The organism is Pedobacter vanadiisoli (genome assembly GCF_042684385.1).
Lineage (GTDB): Bacteria > Bacteroidota > Bacteroidia > Sphingobacteriales > Sphingobacteriaceae > Pedobacter > Pedobacter vanadiisoli.
Genome location: NZ_JBHULL010000038.1, coordinates 1 through 15289 on the forward strand (window position 1 = coordinate 1; position 15289 = coordinate 15289).

General features: G+C 38.7%; 17 protein-coding genes. 12 read left to right on the forward strand and 5 right to left on the reverse strand.

Going from position 1 to position 15289, the window contains the following annotated elements; all coding sequences use genetic code 11:
- Positions 1 to 378 precede the first annotated feature (378 nt).
- The 3 genes from ACFSR6_RS18545 to ACFSR6_RS18555 form a co-directional block, all read right to left on the reverse strand.
- Positions 379 to 921, reverse strand: coding sequence for a hypothetical protein (locus ACFSR6_RS18545; RefSeq protein WP_379081635.1), 543 nt, complete (start codon positions 919 to 921; stop codon positions 379 to 381).
- Positions 922 to 923: 2 nt separating this feature from the next.
- Positions 924 to 1631, reverse strand: coding sequence for an ATP-binding cassette domain-containing protein (locus ACFSR6_RS18550; protein ID WP_379081637.1), 708 nt, complete (start codon positions 1629 to 1631; stop codon positions 924 to 926).
- A 76-nt stretch (positions 1632 to 1707) separates the two neighbouring features.
- Positions 1708 to 2628, reverse strand: a complete 921-nt coding sequence (locus ACFSR6_RS18555) for a glycerophosphodiester phosphodiesterase family protein (RefSeq protein ID WP_379081639.1) — start codon at positions 2626 to 2628, stop codon at positions 1708 to 1710.
- A 260-nt stretch (positions 2629 to 2888) separates the two neighbouring features.
- On the opposite strand from ACFSR6_RS18555, the gene ACFSR6_RS18560 reads away from it, so the two are divergent.
- From ACFSR6_RS18560 to ACFSR6_RS18615, 12 genes are all read left to right on the forward strand, one after another.
- Entirely contained in the window at positions 2889 to 4532 is a 1644-nt protein-coding gene (locus ACFSR6_RS18560) for a glycine--tRNA ligase (RefSeq protein WP_379081641.1), read from the forward strand.
- 91 nt (positions 4533 to 4623) lie between these two features.
- Entirely contained in the window at positions 4624 to 5310 is a 687-nt protein-coding gene (locus ACFSR6_RS18565; protein ID WP_379081643.1) for a 2'-5' RNA ligase family protein, read from the forward strand.
- A 48-nt stretch (positions 5311 to 5358) separates the two neighbouring features.
- On the forward strand, positions 5359 to 6231 hold the full coding sequence (locus tag ACFSR6_RS18570) for a DUF6252 family protein (RefSeq protein WP_379081645.1): 873 nt from the start codon (positions 5359 to 5361) through the stop codon (positions 6229 to 6231).
- 166 nt (positions 6232 to 6397) lie between these two features.
- On the forward strand, positions 6398 to 6805 hold the full coding sequence (locus ACFSR6_RS18575; RefSeq protein ID WP_379081647.1) for a helix-turn-helix domain-containing protein: 408 nt from the start codon (positions 6398 to 6400) through the stop codon (positions 6803 to 6805).
- Positions 6806 to 6891: 86 nt separating this feature from the next.
- The gene (locus ACFSR6_RS18580) at positions 6892 to 7656 is read left to right on the forward strand and encodes an SDR family oxidoreductase (RefSeq protein WP_379081650.1); all 765 of its coding nucleotides are present in this window, start codon (positions 6892 to 6894) and stop codon (positions 7654 to 7656) included.
- A gap of 184 nt (positions 7657 to 7840) precedes the next feature.
- Positions 7841 to 8527, forward strand: a complete 687-nt coding sequence (locus ACFSR6_RS18585; protein ID WP_379081652.1) for a CAP domain-containing protein — start codon at positions 7841 to 7843, stop codon at positions 8525 to 8527.
- Positions 8528 to 8615: 88 nt separating this feature from the next.
- A complete protein-coding gene (locus ACFSR6_RS18590; RefSeq protein ID WP_379081654.1) occupies positions 8616 to 9125 on the forward strand; it encodes a GtrA family protein in 510 nt (169 codons plus the stop codon).
- Between the two features lie 500 nt (positions 9126 to 9625).
- Positions 9626 to 9847 carry a hypothetical protein gene (locus ACFSR6_RS18595; protein ID WP_379081656.1) on the forward strand — a complete coding sequence of 74 codons (222 nt, stop codon included), beginning with the start codon at positions 9626 to 9628 and terminating at the stop codon, positions 9845 to 9847.
- A gap of 47 nt (positions 9848 to 9894) precedes the next feature.
- A complete protein-coding gene (locus ACFSR6_RS18600) occupies positions 9895 to 11676 on the forward strand; it encodes an aromatic amino acid hydroxylase (RefSeq protein WP_379081658.1) in 1782 nt (593 codons plus the stop codon).
- Positions 11677 to 11932: 256 nt separating this feature from the next.
- Positions 11933 to 12634 (forward strand): SDR family oxidoreductase, encoded by a 702-nt coding sequence (locus tag ACFSR6_RS18605; protein ID WP_379081660.1) that lies wholly within the window; start codon positions 11933 to 11935, stop codon positions 12632 to 12634.
- A gap of 51 nt (positions 12635 to 12685) precedes the next feature.
- Positions 12686 to 13060 carry a DUF4870 domain-containing protein gene (locus ACFSR6_RS18610; RefSeq protein WP_379081662.1) on the forward strand — a complete coding sequence of 125 codons (375 nt, stop codon included), beginning with the start codon at positions 12686 to 12688 and terminating at the stop codon, positions 13058 to 13060.
- A 115-nt stretch (positions 13061 to 13175) separates the two neighbouring features.
- Positions 13176 to 13718, forward strand: coding sequence for a C40 family peptidase (locus ACFSR6_RS18615; RefSeq protein ID WP_379081663.1), 543 nt, complete (start codon positions 13176 to 13178; stop codon positions 13716 to 13718).
- Here the strand turns inward: ACFSR6_RS18615 and ACFSR6_RS18620 are convergent, their stop codons facing one another.
- Both ACFSR6_RS18620 and ACFSR6_RS18625 read right to left on the reverse strand, forming a co-directional pair.
- Entirely contained in the window at positions 13719 to 14324 is a 606-nt protein-coding gene (locus tag ACFSR6_RS18620) for a YdeI/OmpD-associated family protein (RefSeq protein WP_379081665.1), read from the reverse strand.
- A gap of 22 nt (positions 14325 to 14346) precedes the next feature.
- Positions 14347 to 15234, reverse strand: a complete 888-nt coding sequence (locus ACFSR6_RS18625) for a flavin reductase family protein (protein ID WP_379081667.1) — start codon at positions 15232 to 15234, stop codon at positions 14347 to 14349.
- Positions 15235 to 15289: the final 55 nt, after the last annotated feature.

Sequence of the window (15289 nt, forward strand, 5' to 3'; positions counted from 1 at the left end):
AAACCAAAGATTTCTCTCTACTTAAGACCTGACCGATGATAGCCAGTTTAAATTCCAGACTATACTTAATTTTTCTGCTCATAAAATGCTCCTATTAAAGTGTCCAACTTTTTGGGGGCAGTCCACATTAATAAAGATAGTAATACTTTTTTCATTGTTTTTTAATTATTGTTCGTTAATTATTTCGTGTTTTTAGACAAGCATGATGCCAAAACGTTACAAACAAAATGAAAAACAGAGAACAAGGACAGTAAAAAACTGATTAACTGAGCATTAAATTAAAAATATTTTATTCCAAAACGTTGTATTAAGTTGTAAGAATTCGACTTATTGTATTTTTTTGACTAATAAATTAAACAATTATGAACAATAATTGTTTCACAGCCCTAATACATAGGCAAACCTGATGCCAACAAACCCTTTTGTATCTGATTTGTTCAGCCCTATGGTATTATTCTTACCTGTCCATGCTTCATATCGGATACCTAGATCAAGTTTATCACCTCCGGGAAGTTTAAATTGGTTTCCTAAACCGGGCGACCATGCAAATAAAGTCTTTTGATCTTTATTTAAAGGCAACGCTGCACCTAACTGGCCTTCTGCATAAAAACTTTCGCTCAGTTGGTATTTCAGTCCGGCTTTTGCCGGGATATAGGTTAAATCCTGCACAGTGAAAAGTGCGTTGCTTTTTCCAAAAAAGTTTATAAAGCCAGCATTTAACGTTATTGCAAAATTTTCAGCTACCGGCAGGTCAGCTTTTACCGATGCACCCAGGCCAATTCCTGAAAGGTTCGAAAAATTGCCCGAAGGTAAACCCATCTCAATACCTGCACCAATATTGGTGTTTACTTGTGCTTTTAATAATAGCGGACTTAAAAATAAAGATGTGATGAGTAAAATTTTGATTCTAAGGTCGAACATAATTACGCAGTAAGTTTTCTGAAAATATCTTCTAATGATTGTTGCTGATGTACTTTTTTCAAACCTTCAAGTGAGTTGTTGGCCACAATTTTGCCTTTACAGATGATGATGATATCGTCGCAAATGGCCTCAACCTCCTGCATGATATGCGTAGAAATAACAACGGTTTTAGCTGCGCCCAGGTTTTTGATCAATTGCCTAATATCAACCAATTGATTCGGATCGAGGCCTGAAGTAGGTTCATCTAAAATTAAAACCTCCGGGTCATGAATAATGGCTTGTGCCAACCCCACACGTTGGCGATAACCCTTAGATAACATACTGATTTTTTTATGCTGCTCTGGTGTTAAACCAACCATTTTAATTACTTCATCAATCCGTACAGCTAAATTATCAGTTTTATAGGTTTGCCCAACAAAGCTTAAAAACTCCTTTACGTACATATCAGCATATAAGGGCGTATTTTCGGGAAGATAGCCTATGTGTTTTTTAGCTTCTATGGCCTGGTTTGTAATGCTTTTACCAAAAATTTGAGCTGATCCGGAACTTGGCTCCAAATAACCGGTAAGCATGCGCATAGTTGTTGATTTGCCCGCTCCATTCGGGCCTAAAAAACCAAGAATACGGCCAGGTTTAGCTTCAAAACTAATGGCATCAACCGCCTTTTGCTTATCGTAATATTTAGAAAGGTTTTTAACTGAAATACTCATTTTATATTTTTTGCCACAGGTGAACACAGCTTTTAAAGCTACCTGCAAGGTCTGTATTCATCCTTTTTATCTGTGGTTAATTAATGTGTGGTGAACTTAATTTTTTATTATATCTGAATTTATCCAATTCTTCTGATGCCTGCGGCAAATTATCGCCCGATAAAATATCGGCACCGTTATTTACGAGGTGGTAGTATACATTTTTAGCAGGACTCGCCTTGGCACTTTTATCAATGTTACCCATTGTACCTAAAATAGTCGTAATACCTTTACTATGCAGGTATTGATAAAATTCCTTATCTGGTGCGGAAACGCCAACAAAAGCGACTATGCGGTTATTGGGAATGCCGATATTGTTTAATCTTTTCAATTCAGCTTTCTTTTGCACAGAGGCTGAGATCATGAGTTCCGGTGCCAGTTGATGCACCTCCTTAGCCTGATCGGCAGTGTAGGTAATGATAATTGAATTGCTTTCTACCCCATATTGCCTTACTTTTTCGATCACTTTGGCGTAAGAAACACCTTTCTTTAAATCGATGGTCAACAAAACCTTACCTTTACTCCAACTGAGTACACTATCCAGGGTAGGAATCTTAAATTTAGTTTCATTACCCTCATTATCTTTCAGGTTAAAAGCCTTTAACTCCCCGTAGGTATAATTTGCTATGGGTCCTTTCCCTGTAGAGGTCCTATCTAGTTGGTCGTCGTGCATAAGAACCATTACAGAATCTTTGGTGTAAGCAATATCGAATTCAATTACTACAGGATTATAGGTAGTGGCATTGTCGAATGTTTCGATGCAGTTTTCGGGAAAACCGGGCATCGGACCGCCACGGTGGGCACTGATTAAAGGGAAACGGTTTTCGGGCGACCATTTTAAGAATTGATATAACTCCGCTAGTGTATTAAACTTAATATATTGATGGCTTTTTTCTTCTGGTTTGCAGGAGCTAAAAATGACAATAACAAACAAGAATAGTAAGTGATGGTATTTCATGTTTCAAAAGTAGGAAAAAATGGAAGATGGATGCGGTAAAATGGAATGTTAAATGTTGGGTAAACCGATTAGCAGTATTATTACTTTCCTATATATTAAATTTAAAAACACAGTAAGCTAACTGATCATGTATCTAATTTCTTTCTATAAAAGATAGCTGAAATAAATTCAGTATCACAATAGCGTGGTTTTTAAGTGATCAAAAACCTTCAGTCTTATACCTTTAAACCCTCCGCCTTTTTATTATATTTGCCTCCATTATGGCTCAAAAGAATAACGACGAACAATTTAAAAATGTAATATCACACGCTAAAGAATACGGTTTTGTATTCCAGAGCAGCGAAATATATGATGGCTTAAGTGCCGTTTACGACTATGGCCAATTGGGTGCCGAATTAAAAAACAATATTAAAACTTATTGGTGGAAAGCCATGGTGCAAATGCACGAAAACATTGTGGGTATTGATTCTGCAATTTTTATGCATCCTAAAGTTTGGAAAGCCAGTGGACACGTTGATGGTTTTAACGATCCGATGATTGATAATAAGGATTCGAAAAAACGTTATCGCGCCGACCAGTTATTAGAGAATAAAATTGATGAGTTATATTCGGAATTAGCAAACTTCAGTGCTGAAAACAAAGCTAAATTTGAGGAATTTCGGCAAGAAATACTGGGTTTAAGCGATGAAGGCCAAGCCGCCTGGATTCCGGGTTTTAAAGATGAAGAAACTATTCTGGATGCTGCCAAATATCCTTTTGTTAATGAGGCAAGCTGGAGATTTGTAAAAAAAGGTTTAGCGCTTGAAGTAGAAATGAACCTTGCACTTAAATCTGAAAACCTGGCGCAGCTAAAAGATTTAATTGTAAATTATAAAGTAATCTGCCCGATTTCCAAAACTTCAAACTGGACAGACGTACGCCAGTTTAACCTCATGTTCAGCACACAGTTTGGTGCCATGGCTGAAGGAAGTGATGAAGTTTATCTGCGTCCGGAAACAGCACAGGGTATTTTTGTAAACTTTTTGAATGTACAAAAATCAGGCAGGATGAAAATCCCCTTCGGTATTGCACAGATTGGTAAGGCTTTCCGGAACGAAGTGATTGCCCGCCAGTTCATTATGCGCATGCGTGAGTTCGAACAAATGGAAATGCAGTTTTTCGTTCGTCCGGGTGAAGATAAAAAATGGTTCGATTACTGGAAAGAAGCACGTTTAAAATGGCATAAGGCCTTAGGTACCAATCCTGAAAAATACCGTTATCACGACCATGTTAAACTGGCCCATTATGCGAATGCCGCAACCGATATCGAATTCGAATTCCCATTTGGCTTTAAAGAGGTTGAAGGCATCCACAGCCGTACTGATTTCGATTTAACACAGCACCAGGAATATTCGGGTAAAAAAATGCAGTATTTCGATAACGATTTAAATGAAGAAGGTAAACCTTACGGCAATTACGTTCCTTATGTAATCGAAACCTCGATCGGCTTAGACCGCATGTTCCTGTTAACGATGATCAATGCTTTTGAAGAACAGGATTTAAGTACCGAAGATAAACAGGACAGCCGTACTTTATTGCGCTTACACCCTGCTTTGGCCCCTTATAAAGTAGCCATTTTCCCGTTGACTAAAAAAGATGGTTTACCGGAAAAAGCACGCGAAATTATGGATGAACTGAAATTCGATTTCAACTGCATTTATGAAGAGAAAGATGCAATTGGTAAACGTTATCGTCGTCAGGATGCAGTAGGTACACCTTTCTGTATCACCGTTGACCACCAAAGTTTAGAAAACAATACAGTAACGATACGCCATCGCGACAGCATGGAGCAGGAACGTGTAGCCATTGCCGATTTAAACGGTATTATTGGTAAGGCTACTAGCTGGAAGGCATTGCTGGCTTAAAACGAAAATCGTCATGCTGAATTTATTTCAGTATCCAAATAGATGATATCCAGTCGCAGGTTTACCCCTGCGACTTTTTTGTATAAGAGAAATGGATTTAACCGAACATTATAATAAACTCTACAGGGATTCGATTGCCAAAATAGCAGAAGGAAACTATGAAACAGATCATTTAATAGATTCTGAAACCGACCAACGCTTTGGTATTACTTTGGTGATCAGACCAGATATGGCCACCAATCATAATATTCAACAGTTTTTAATTGAGGCAAAAGCCATTGAGCCGGACCAATATTATTATCAAAATGCCGATATCCATATCACTTTGATGTCGATCATTTCCTGTTATGAGGGTTTTGATTTAAAGGACATTCATGTTCAGGATTATATCGATCTTATTAACAAAGTTTTATCAAGGCATAAAAGTTTCAAAATCCAGTTTAAAGGACTCACGGCCTCTCCTTCGTGCATCCTCATTCAGGGGTTTTTAACCGATACCTTAAATGAAATCAGGGATGATTTACGCAAAACCTTCAAAAATTCTGATCTTCAACAAAGCATCGATAAAAGATATGCCATCCAAACGGCCCATTCTACCGTAATCCGTTTCAGGTCGGCGCTGGAGAATAAAGATACATTAATTAAGCTTGTTGAAAAATACAGGGATTTTGATTTCGGTACTTTTGAAGTTAAACAGGTAGAACTGGTTTATAATGACTGGTACCAGCGGGAAAGATTTGTTAAAAAGCTACATACCTTTTCATTAGCGTTTGACTAAATTATTTATCTTAGCGCCAAATTATTTAACCACAACAAATTAACCCTCGTGAAAATACCATTTAAATTATCCTTACTGGCACTGATATGCCTTCTAATTACCTCGTCCTGTAAAAAAGAAATCGATTACCATCCTGATTGGGATTCATCATCAATGAGCGGAAAAGTTGATGGCGTTTTATTGAAATGCACCTTAGCCACTGCCCAAACTTATGTAATCGATGGAAAAACTACTGTGCAGCTTTTGGGGAATAAAGCAACCAGTGGTTTTAGTTTATTGATCAGTGATTTTAAGGGGGTGGGTACATATACTTTATCTGATAGTAACATAGCTACCTATCTTCCGAATAATCTAGGCCTCCAGGAGGCTTACCTCAGCACCACCAATGGTGAAATTAAGATTACCAGCTATTTAACCGGCCAATACATTAAAGGCACTTTCGAATTTAAAGGGCAAAATTATTTAACTTTAGCCACCAAAACCATTAGCGAAGGCCAGTTTAACATCAGTTTAGTGCCGGCAAAAATCCCTGAAACGAATAACGGTACCAACAATTTAAATGCAAAAGTAGATGGTACTGCCATAGGCTTTACCGGCGAAGCAGTATCTGTAAATTCTCCTGCAGGCAAATTATTAACCATTACAACGGTAAATGGCGATAAACGCCTGCTTATTTCGATTGTCGAATACAAAGGCGTAGGTACTTATGATATAGCAAAAGACGGAACTGGTGTTTATATGAAAGACCAAAGTCAAACCGGTTCATTTTATGCAGATGCGGGTACTTTGGTTATTACCAGCGAAGCCGGAAATAAGTTGAAAGGAACATTTTTCTTCAGTGGTGCCAACCAGAATACAACCATAAATACGTCAGTAAATATTACAGACGGAACTTTTGATTTACCTTTTAGTAAACTGTAAAAGTATTTAAAAATATTAAGCCGTTGATTTAACCATCAGCGGCTTTTCTTTTACAACGGATTTTTTGATATATAATCTCTAAGTAGCAAAAGTACAAATGTGTATGAGTCTATTTCATAATCAATGGCTTTGATGGTATATTTGTTCAGCGATCAAAATCATTTATATGAAAATTCCACAGAAGTTTTTTGCCCGTCGACATGAAATTGCGGCAGATTATTTAAAAGAATTAGATAAACACCTTGACGATATTGTATCTGGCCGTGCTACGGAAATGTTTGAGGTAAGAGATTTCGCCGATTTAATCCATGTACACCCCACTCATCTAAGCAATACTATTAAGGCCGCTACCGAACATTCGCCATGTTTCTTTTTTGAAGAGCGATTAATGGAAATTTCCAAAGCAATGTTACAGAATGTGAGCATGCCAATTGCCGAAATTGCCAGGATATTAACTTACGATCCATCTAACTTTACCAAGTTTTTTAAACACTTTACTGGCCAAACACCAAAACAGTATCGGGAGGCTTACTTCGGGTCTTTAGCTACAAATAAGGAAATTATCACCACATAAAACTTAAACAGTCACCATTTTTACTTAAACAGTCACCATTTTTACAGCCAAATTCCATCTAATTTTGTTTAACAAATAAAAAGAAAATGGAAACACAAAATAAAATTGCCCTGGTAACCGGTGGTAGTCGCGGACTGGGAAAAAACGCCGCGTTAAAAATTGCGGCAAAAGGAATTGGTGTAATTGTTACTTATCAATCTAAAAAAGAGGAAGCCGAAAATACGGTAAACGAAATAAAAGTTTTAGGTGTACCAGCAGCTGCAATACAGTTAAATGTAGGTGATTCTAAAACTTTCCATAGCTTTTTTACAGCACTTAAAAATGTGCTAAAATCTGTTTTCAATGCAGATAAATTCGACTTCCTGATCAATAATGCCGGCATTGGCATCCATGCATCATTTGCCGATACTACTGAGGAACAATTTGATGCCTTGGTAAATATCCATTATAAGGGAGCTTTCTTTTTAACCCAAAAAGCTTTGCCTTTATTAAACGATGGTGGCGGAATCATTAATGTTTCATCGGGGCTGGCCCGTTTTGCAACCCCGGGCTATGCGGCTTATGCTTCGATGAAAGGTGCAATGGAAACCTTAACAAAATACCAGGCCAAAGAATTGGGAGCAAGAGGAATCAGATCGAACATTATTGCTCCTGGCGCTATAGAAACCGATTTTGGTGGTGGTGTGGTACGCGATAACGATCAACTCAACGCCGGGATAGCTGCGAATACCGCTTTAGGCCGTGTAGGCTTACCTGATGATATTGGCGGTGTAGTGGCTTTCTTATGTACTGAAGATGCCAGATGGATTAACGCTCAGCGCATTGAAGCATCAGGCGGCATGTTTTTATAATCTACTTGCATTTTTTAAACACGATGGCACCGGGACACAAAGGCTATTTCTTTGTGTCTTCGTGGCTCTGTGGTTATTTTTTAGTTGTAACTTGTTAATACTGGCCGCTATGCGCTAAACACTGCCTAAATTCCAAACAAGAAAATAATCTGCATCAAATGGCGTTATCCATGAAAACCATCAGATGCGTAAAATACTTCTACCTACCCTTATATTCTTAATTTTTGTTACCGGCGCAAATGCCCAAAAATGGACAGATGCCGAATTTCGCAGGGCCAATACCGCGGCAAATGTTTCTTATTTGACCAATGAAGAGAAAAACGTGGTGATGTACATGAACCTCATCCGCATTGACGGCGAAAAGTTTTATTACACTTTTTTAGAAGATTACATTAATAACTATAACGCTAAAGTAAAGCAATACAGAAATTATAATGAATTGCGGATTACCCGTAACAATAGCTATTATACCTCTTTACTAAAACATTTAAGGGGGATAAAAAATTTACCGGTATTTTACCCCGATGATAAACTGACCGCTTTAAGCCGCAGCCATGCCCAGGATCTGAACAGAAACAACCTCGATACACACGAAAGCAGCAATGGGGATAAATTTTCGACACGCTTATCCAAATATTTTCCAAATAAAGCGATGAGTGAAAATATCGACTTTGGTTATTCGAACAGTTTAGACATTGTATGTCATTTATTGTTGGATTGTGGGGTGCCTTCGCTTGGTCACCGGTTTAATTTGCTCGATCAAAAATATAAACTGAATACTGTTGGGGTGAGCATTCAGCCGCATCCATCGTACAGCTGGTGCGCCGTGATCGATTTTGTAGCCCAACCTGCATATTATACCAATCATTAACAAAAATGACTTAAATGATCCCATTACGGTGGCAATAAAAATTTAATTGTAAATTGCGCCAAAAAATAACAACGAACAGTTTCAAGTAATGCGTAACGCCATTTTAGCCACGATAGATTTTTTTCACCCTCCTTTTAAAAAATTTATTTCTTTACATAATTTCAGGTATTTGGCTACTGGTGGCAGCACATTGTTGCTGGGCATTTTAAGTTATTATTTTGCTTACTTTTTCATCTTTAAAACTGAAGCTGTAAATTTTGGTATAATTGTGCTGCAAAGAGAAACGGCCTCATTACTCGTAGACTACGCCATTGCCATTCCAACCAGTTTTTTGCTTAATAAATACGTTATATTTACGCACAGTGAGCTAAAAGGCAGGGTACAGTTATTTAGGTTTCTGAATCTTCAATTTATCAATATCCTAGCCAATTATGTACTGTTAAAATTTTTACTCGAACTTTTACGCGATTACCCAACGCTATCTATGCTTTCGCGGGTTCTGGTTTCGGTTTTAATGGCCATATTTAGTTATCTTTATCAACATTACTTTACTTTCAGTGTGAAGAAAATCGGGAGTAAAAAAGAGAAGAAGGATTAATTTTCAACACGGGTAATAGTAGCACATGATGCCTAATAATCAAATCATTTTTCAGAAAGCAATTACAGTGTTAATCGATTCAAGCAGTCCCGCCTTCGCTTCAAGTCCTCACTCGTAACCTCGTTCCGGGCTTTACGCACCAGTCGGGTTTAAGTGGCCAAAACAGTGCTCCTATTTTCGTTTTTAAAAGATATGCAAAGAAAACCAGGTTCATCAGCACAGGCCTCTGCCCTTAAACGGGATGGAAGCGGCATCCTCCGATTTTTCATCGGAGATATAGCAAACAGCCCGACCGGAGCCTCCCGATGGAATGCTACAGTACCTTTCCTTATCATGGCCTATATAATCAAACCATTTTTTGGAAAGCAGTTCTACAAGCCTTTGGGCTTCTACAGTCCCGCCTTCGCTTCAAGTCCTCACTCGTAACCTCGTTCCGGGCTTTACGCACCAGTCGGGTTTAAATGGCCAAAACAGCGCTCCTATTTTCGTTTTTAAAAGATATGCAAAGAAAACCGGGTTCATCAGCACAGGCCTCTGCCCTTAAACGGGATGGAAGCGGCATCCTCCGATTTTTCATCGGAGATATAGCAAACAGCCCGACCGGAGCCTCCCGATGGAATGCTACAGTACCTTTCCTAATTACCAATTTAACCATTTTAGCCATCCGAAACCTTTATGATGTTCACCTGTTAATTTATGCAGCCGCTTTCTTGTTAAGATAAAAACAACATCCTAACTTAGCTGCCGACCAACTTATTTCATAATAATTATGAGCCATTTTAATGATTTTAATAATGCGCAGGTAGCTAAATTGCCGAACCATTTAAAGCAATTTATTGTTGCACAAAACTACGAAAAGTACACACCTGTAGATCAGGCTGTATGGCGTTATGTAATGCGCCAGAATTACAGTTATCTTAAAAATGTTGCTTATTACCCTTATATAAAAGGCTTACAGCGAGCCGGTTTAAGTATTGAACGGATCCCCGATCTGCAGACCATGAACGATAACCTGGGCAAAATTGGCTGGGGGGCAGTAACCGTTGATGGCTTTATTCCGCCGGCAGCATTTATGGAATACCAGGCTTACCGTGTGCTCGTTATTGCAGCCGATATCCGTCAGATTAACCATATTGAATATACCCCTGCCCCTGATATCATACACGAAAGTGCGGGCCACGCCCCTATTATTGCCGATACCGATTACAACAATTACCTGAGTTACTTCGGTTCAATTGGGGCGAAAGCCATGTTCTCGGCCAAAGATTTCGAACTTTATGAGGCCATCAGGAAGCTTTCTATTTTAAAAGAGGCGATAGATGCCGATCCTGCCGAAATTGCAAAGGCCGAAAAAAGCCTGCGTTACATCAGCGAAAATATGGGCGAACCTTCAGAAATGGCCCTTTTGGGTCGTTTACATTGGTGGACGGTAGAATACGGCCTGATTGGCACTTTAGAAAACCCTAAAATTTACGGCGCAGGCCTGCTCTCTTCCATTGGCGAAAGTGCCACCTGTATGCACAGTGATGTACAAAAACTATGGTACAATATCGACACGGTAAATTACCCGTACGACATTACCAAACCACAGCCGCAGCTTTTTGTTACCGAAACTTTTCAAAACCTGATTGATGTGTTAGAACAATTTGCCAATACCATGGCTTTCAGACGTGGCGGAACAGAGAGTGTAATGAAGGCTATTGCCTGCAAGAATGTGGCTACAGCTGTTTACAGTTCAGGCTTACAGGTGAGCGGTATTTTTACCGATATGGGCATCAGTGCCACAGATGAAGTTACTTTCATTAAAACAACTGGCCCATCGGCTTTGGCTTTTAACGGTAAACAGCTTAAGGGCCATGGCAAAGATTACCATGCTGATGGCTTTTCATCTCCGGTGGGCAAACTCAGAAACACCAGCCAGCCACTTGAAAATTTTAGCCTTACAGCGTTGGAAAACATAGGGATAACCTTAGGCAAACGGGCCGAGCTCCTGTTTGATAGCGGAATTAAAGTTGAGGGAATAGTTAACGATATCATTACAGAGAAGGATAAATTGATTTTAATTGCCTTTAACGATTGCACCGTTACCGAAAGCAATGGAAATACTTTATTTAAACCGGAATGGGGTACTTACGATATGGCTATTGGCGAAAAAATTGTATCGGTGTTTAACGGTGCGGCAGACAAGGATGCCTATGAAGAAATTACTTTGATTAGCAGAGAGAAAACGCATAAAATTACCTACGATGATAAAACCTTAAAACTCCATACTTTATATAAAACAGTAAGGGAAATCAGGGAAAGTGGCGAAAACCTGGAACAGCTTGCAGCTATTTTTACGCAATTAAAAACAGATCACAGGCAGGATTGGCTTTGCGCATTGGAAATACTCGAAATCGTTTATCATAAAAAAATCTATCATCAGCTGGAAAGGGAAATCCAGGTCTATCTGGAGATTAAGGCAAGTAAAGAACCAGACCATACCAAATTGATCAATGATGGCTTGCATGTGATTAAAAACCCGGTAAGTCAGTTGCTTGTGGAAGATTGATTTATCGTCCTCGTTTATAACGATGACGTACGAGAATCACATTTGCAATGTGAGGTATGTTATTAAAAAAGCATTTTCTCAATTAAACTTAAAAAATATATAAGAAATAAAGCCGTAAGCCATTCTTATTGTGTTTGAATATGCAAATCAGCGATAGAATCGCTATTTTCAGCAATCCTCGTTACAAACGAGGACAATTCTGTACTTTAAAACCATTCTAATCTTTTAACTTTACAATAATTTTTAATTCCTTTTAATGAACGTTATAATTACAGGTGCCAGTAGCGGAATCGGTTTCGAAACAGCTTTAGAGTTTAGCTTACACAAAGAAAACAAAATTGTTGCCATTGCCCGTTCGGCCGATAAATTACGTAAACTGCTGGAGATTGCGCGTGGCATCAATCCCGATTGCACCCTTTTACCGGTAGAATTCGACATTGTTAACGACGATTATGCCGCACTAATCCCTTTTTTAAGGGAGCGCTTGGGTACAATTGATATCCTGATTAACAATGCCGGTGCTTTAATTAACAAACCATTTTTAGAAACCACCGAAGTTGATCTGGGTGAAATGCTGCAAAGCAATGTGATTTCACATTTCAGGATGATCCAAAACCTGCTACCTTTAATGCAAAGCGGGAGCCATATTGTAAATATCGGCAGCATGGGTGGCTTCCAGGGAAGTGTTAAGTTTCCTGGCCTTTCTGCTTATTCTGCCAGTAAAGCGGCCTTACATACTTTAACCGAATGTTTGGCATTTGAATTGGCTGAAACCGGAATCAAGATCAACTGCCTGGCTTTGGGATCGGCACAGACTGAAATGCTCGAATCCGCTTTTCCGGGTTACCAAAGTCCGGTAATGGCTTTCGAAATGGGGAAATATGTGGCCGACTTTGCAAAAACCGGGCAGAAATTTTTTAATGGCAAGATTTTACCCGTAGCAGTTACTACTCCATAATACAATAATTTTTAGTAATTTACATCTGTAATCTAAAAACTAAAAAAATCTATGGAAACAAATTCTCCTTTTAAAACAGCAGATAGCGGAAAAAATGCTGCAATAGTAAGTTACTTTTGGTTTATTGGATGGATAATTGCCTATTTCGCCATGTATAAAGATAACAAGACGGAATTAAGCCGTTATCATTTAAAACAAACACTTCTTTTCCATTTGGTATCTACCGTAATAAGTTGGGGCTTAAGCTTATTTTTAATCCCTGTAATTTTTGCAACAGGCTTTGGAGGCAGTTATTATATCCTCAGGATTATTCAGGTTGTACTATTCGTATTATGGATTATCGGATTAATTGCCGCGATACAGGGAGAAAAGAAACCTATTCCTTTAATTGGCGACAGGGCTCAAACGATGTTTCCAAGCATTTAACTAAACCAAATATTTTATTGAAAGTCTGGATGAATTGTCCGGACTTTTTTATTTCAACTCATTTTCAACATTTTAATCGACTTTTGATATTTTTTATATCTTTGAGTTCCAGCTTATGAAGAAAATAATAGTCCTGATTGCATTTTTCATTTTGTCTGCCACGGCAGGAAAAGCCCAAACCATCATCCCTGCTCAATACCAGGAGTTAATTAAAAAGCTTATTAATAACCTTCCCAAAGAGGATAAATCATCAAACAATTCCCCAGTTAAATCTGAAAGTTTAATCGACTTTGCTAAAAGTATGTTAGGTATCCCTTACCGTTATGCCACAAGCAATCCAAAAGTTGGTTTCGATTGCTCTGGTTTTGTAAGTTATGTATTCAGTAATTTTGGCTTCAAGGTTCCACGCTCCTCACGCGAATTCAGTTATGTGGGCAAAGAAACCAGCCTGGAAAATGCAAAAGTGGGCGATGTATTGATTTTTACCGGTAGTAATTCAAGAATAAGAAGAATTGGCCATGTAGGTATTGTTTATTCTATTGATGAGAATGGCATCAAATTCATACACGCCTCTTCCGGAAAAGCACACCAGGTAACCATTACCGATCTAGACGGACATTACAAAGCCCGTTTCATGAAAATTGTAAGTATTCTTTAATTACTTTTTATATTTCCACATTCTGGTTTTACCTTCTGACAGCCATTCTAATGTGGTTTCCAATCTTTTTATTCGCGTAGCCTCTGTTTTTGCTTCCTCCAGCCAGGATACATAATCTTTTTTATTGGAGGTGCTAAAATTCTGAAAAACGGCTAAAGCTTTAGGAACCTTGTTTAAAGCTTCCATAAAATATTCAGGTACTATAAGTGCTTTTTTCTCTGTCGTTTTTGGTTTTGAAGGCAGTTTTATATTATCCTCATTTAACTGAATAGCCTGTTGAATATAGGCAATCAGAATTTCATCTGAAGGCAGGTCATCAAAAGATGTTATTTTGCCCAATGAGCCCATAGCTTCCGAACGTTCTTTAAAAATCCCATATTCATCCTTCAATAATGATCCTTTCCAAAAGCCAAAGGCGCAATGATGCTTGAAAGAAGCCATATGGCAAACTGTGCCTTTATAATCGAAGAAAGGCATTCCCCATTTAATTTTCTCTTCAATACGGGCATCGGCTTTATGTACCAGATTCCTTAAATGGTCCAAAATCGGAATGGCGAATTCTGCCGAATTGATAATGTACTGGTCTACCTGAACAATTGTGTGCATGGCCAAAATTTAGTTAATAAATTTACAGCAAAACGATCTTTAAAGCAAATTCTACCTCGCCCTTATTAAGGAACTTTTTAGCCAGCTCATGTAGTTCCCGCTCGCGGTTGGTACTGTCGCCAATGGTGGCATCCAGAACTTCTTTAACCTCCGGATTTATGCTGACCAGGTCAATTTCTTCATCGCTGGGTATTTGCTCAACATTACCGAGCATGCCTAAATCATTTCCGGTTAATACTTTAGAAAATCGGACCGATTGTGGTAAACGGTCTACTCCAATACCCAATTTAGCCAAAGGCTTTGCTACCTTAAACAGATTATCCTTTGTAACCCTGCAATACCAATCGCCACCCAAGCGTGCAACAAGGTCGATCTTATGCTGATCGATTTTACCATTTTCATCTAATATTTCTTCGTTAATGTGGATTAATTTTATTTCGGCCAGAACCAGGTTTCCTGCCCCATGGTTATCGCCAAGTGCAATCACATCATTTACCACACACTCCAATTGCACGGGAGCTTCGGCCACTCTTGGCGGTTGAACGAGTTCTGATTTGAGCATGGTAAATCCTGCCTTTTCGAATTCGTTTACCCCTTTTGCATATTCGGTACTGGCCAGGCTCATTTGTTGTACCATATCATAATTCACGATATTGATGACACATTCTTTTACCTGGTGAACATTCTCCAAAGTATGCTTGGTGGTATTATCTCGCACCCTTCTTGCCGGAGAAAAAACACAGACCGGCGGATTGGTGCTGAACATATTAAAGAAACTGAAGGGGCTCAAATTGATGTTCCCTTCGGCATCTACGGTAGAGGCAAAGCAAATCGGCCGGGGAGCGATAGCATACTGCAGGTAGTTTTGCAGTTCAACAGGGGTTAAATCGGAGGTATTTAAGGTTAACAAGGTTTTATTAAGTTAAATGTTGGAAGAAAGATTTAATATGGAGATTATATCTCAA

What these genes read in the sequence shown, in the direction of transcription:
- ACFSR6_RS18545 (WP_379081635.1), bottom strand. Translation starts at nt 921, where the DNA reads ATGTTCGACCTTAGAATCAAAATTTTACTCATCACATCTTTATTTTTA.
- ACFSR6_RS18550 (WP_379081637.1), bottom strand. Translation starts at nt 1,631, where the DNA reads ATGAGTATTTCAGTTAAAAACCTTTCTAAATATTACGATAAGCAAAAG.
- ACFSR6_RS18555 (WP_379081639.1), bottom strand. Translation starts at nt 2,628, where the DNA reads ATGAAATACCATCACTTACTATTCTTGTTTGTTATTGTCATTTTTAGC.
- ACFSR6_RS18560 (WP_379081641.1), top strand. Translation starts at nt 2,889, where the DNA reads ATGGCTCAAAAGAATAACGACGAACAATTTAAAAATGTAATATCACAC.
- ACFSR6_RS18565 (WP_379081643.1), top strand. Translation starts at nt 4,624, where the DNA reads ATGGATTTAACCGAACATTATAATAAACTCTACAGGGATTCGATTGCC.
- ACFSR6_RS18575 (WP_379081647.1), top strand. Translation starts at nt 6,398, where the DNA reads ATGAAAATTCCACAGAAGTTTTTTGCCCGTCGACATGAAATTGCGGCA.
- ACFSR6_RS18580 (WP_379081650.1), top strand. Translation starts at nt 6,892, where the DNA reads ATGGAAACACAAAATAAAATTGCCCTGGTAACCGGTGGTAGTCGCGGA.
- ACFSR6_RS18585 (WP_379081652.1), top strand. Translation starts at nt 7,841, where the DNA reads ATGCGTAAAATACTTCTACCTACCCTTATATTCTTAATTTTTGTTACC.
- ACFSR6_RS18590 (WP_379081654.1), top strand. Translation starts at nt 8,616, where the DNA reads ATGCGTAACGCCATTTTAGCCACGATAGATTTTTTTCACCCTCCTTTT.
- ACFSR6_RS18595 (WP_379081656.1), top strand. Translation starts at nt 9,626, where the DNA reads ATGCAAAGAAAACCGGGTTCATCAGCACAGGCCTCTGCCCTTAAACGG.
- ACFSR6_RS18600 (WP_379081658.1), top strand. Translation starts at nt 9,895, where the DNA reads ATGAGCCATTTTAATGATTTTAATAATGCGCAGGTAGCTAAATTGCCG.
- ACFSR6_RS18605 (WP_379081660.1), top strand. Translation starts at nt 11,933, where the DNA reads ATGAACGTTATAATTACAGGTGCCAGTAGCGGAATCGGTTTCGAAACA.
- ACFSR6_RS18610 (WP_379081662.1), top strand. Translation starts at nt 12,686, where the DNA reads ATGGAAACAAATTCTCCTTTTAAAACAGCAGATAGCGGAAAAAATGCT.
- ACFSR6_RS18615 (WP_379081663.1), top strand. Translation starts at nt 13,176, where the DNA reads ATGAAGAAAATAATAGTCCTGATTGCATTTTTCATTTTGTCTGCCACG.
- ACFSR6_RS18620 (WP_379081665.1), bottom strand. Translation starts at nt 14,324, where the DNA reads ATGCACACAATTGTTCAGGTAGACCAGTACATTATCAATTCGGCAGAA.